This is a genomic window from Arcicella rosea, from assembly GCF_014204325.1.
In the GTDB taxonomy this organism is placed as follows: Bacteria; Bacteroidota; Bacteroidia; order Cytophagales; family Spirosomataceae; genus Arcicella; species Arcicella rosea_A.
This window is the reverse complement of the sequence record NZ_JACHKT010000068.1, coordinates 1-2058: the sequence shown is the minus strand read 5'-3', so window position 1 is coordinate 2058 and position 2058 is coordinate 1. Positions and strand designations below refer to the sequence as shown.

2 protein-coding genes are annotated in these 2058 nt (G+C 33.7%); both read right to left on the bottom strand.

Features of this window, described 5'->3' with window-relative positions:
- Positions 1 to 120: 120 nt before the first annotated feature.
- Positions 121 to 1209 carry an IS110 family RNA-guided transposase gene (locus HNP25_RS21580; protein ID WP_184137837.1) on the bottom strand — a complete coding sequence of 363 codons (1089 nt, stop codon included), beginning with the start codon at positions 1207 to 1209 and terminating at the stop codon, positions 121 to 123.
- A gap of 204 nt (positions 1210 to 1413) precedes the next feature.
- Complete coding sequence (locus HNP25_RS21575) at positions 1414 to 1818, bottom strand: IS110 family transposase (RefSeq protein ID WP_184137835.1); 405 nt, start codon at positions 1816 to 1818, stop codon at positions 1414 to 1416.
- Between the last annotated feature and the right edge of the window lie 240 nt (positions 1819 to 2058).

The window sequence follows — 2058 nt, the reverse complement described above, 5'->3', positions numbered from 1 at the left end:
TTCTTGATTTTCTTTTGTTACTTTTCTTTCATCAAGGTGCTGTGTTAAAAACCTATGATTTAAGATTAAATATTTTTTATAAATTGCACTATCAGAAGCAGGAATTCATTTCCATGCACTTTAGGCAGGGCAATTTATGATTGACTCTGCCTTATTTTTTTGAGTATCATTACGTTCTTTGTCATATTGGTAATTTTCATCATAAGGTATATTGTTCTTGTATATGGTATAAATCAATACAAGCATCTTTCTTTGCACAGCTACATTTCCTTTCATCTTTATGGCTGTTTTTTGAGTAATGTTTTCATAGGTATTTTTCATTTTGGGGTTAAACCTACAAGCACTTGTAGCAGGGAAATAGAGAGCTTTCCTAATATTTTTATTTCCTTTTTTAGAGATTCTCGTTTTAGCTTCGGTGTTTCCAGATTGTTTTCTTACTACATCATATCCCGCATAACTGATGAGTTGAGCTTTATTATTAAATAAAGCAAATCCATTAGTTTCAGCAATGATAACAATAGCCGAGAGCAAACCTACTCCTTTAATGGTACAGACATTTGCCACACGTTTAGCTAAGTCTTGATCATTTTCAACGATGCTTTTGATTTCTTGTTCAATCTCTTGAATTTGCTCTTTTATAAAGCTTAACCTGTTTTCTAATCTTTTTAGGATACTTTTCTCAGGTTTATAGGTATGTTTCCAAGCATGAGATTGATTTTTAACGGTAGTCTGTTCTGCTTGAAGCATTATTCTTTCACGACACAGATGTTTCAAGAGTCGCATTTGAATACTTCCTGGTTGCCAAAGTTTAAGTTTTCTTTCAAGACCCATTTGAGCAATAGCCTGAGCATCAATATCATCTGTCTTAGACTTAATATTATGGCTTTGCATAAAGAACTTGACATTCTTTGCTAATTGAACACTCACAGATTTACCTCTTTCTAGTAAATCGAATGCAAGAGGTTCATAATACACGCCCGTAGCCTCCATTACATAAATTAGTGGAAGTTCAGGACTTGTAAACTTAGTAACCCATTCCTGTAAGGTATTATAACCACTAAGAGAATTGGGAATCTTTTTAGTACTTTTTACAATGATTTCATCGGTCGAAGTCTTGTGACTAATGCAAGCAACAAAACTATCTTTACTGATGTCTATTCCCACACATTGACGTAAAATTGTTTGATTGTTGATTACTTTTTTGCTCATGGTCTTAGATAGATTAAATTGTCTTTTCTCGTCCTATACAAGCTTACCACCATTCTGGTGATGCTTAAGGTGCTGTTGTGACTCTTAGCAATGAGTGATGGGGAATACCTTGATGAGTACATATCCAAATGGATTGTTTAGAAAGAAATATCCTCTCACCACTCAAAAGCTAATATCGTAATTTAATCTATTTTAACATGATTTTTAGTAAGACAAACATACGAGACCCATTTGAGCAATAGCCTGAGCATCAATATCATCTGTCTTAGACTTAATATTATGGCTTTGCATAAAGAACTTGACATTCTTTGCTAATTGAACACTCACAGATTTACCTCTTTCTAGTAAATCGAATGCAAGAGGTTCATAATACACGCCCGTAGCCTCCATTACATAAATTAGTGGAAGTTCAGGACTTGTAAACTTAGTAACCCATTCCTGTAAGGTATTATAACCACTAAGAGAATTGGGAATCTTTTTAGTACTTTTTACAATGATTTCATCGGTCGAAGTCTTGTGACTAATGCAAGCAACAAAACTATCTTTACTGATGTCTATTCCCACACATTGACGTAAAATTGTTTGATTGTTGATTACTTTTTTGCTCATGGTCTTAGATAGATTAAATTGTCTTTTCTCGTCCTATACAAGCTTACCACCATTCTGGTGATGCTTAAGGTGCTGTTGTGACTCTTAGCAATGAGTGATGGGGAATACCTTGATGAGTACATATCCAAATGGATTGTTTAGAAAGAAATATCCTCTCACCACTCAAAAGCTAATATCGTAATTTAATCTATTTTAACATGATTTTTAGTAAGACAAACATACGAGGAAAGAAAAGTAAGG

Bases quoted from the DNA above. Each gene is read 5' to 3' on its own strand.
- HNP25_RS21580 (WP_184137837.1), bottom strand. From the start codon at position 1,209: ATGAGCAAAAAAGTAATCAACAATCAAACAATTTTACGTCAATGTGTG.
- HNP25_RS21575 (WP_184137835.1), bottom strand. From the start codon at position 1,818: ATGAGCAAAAAAGTAATCAACAATCAAACAATTTTACGTCAATGTGTG.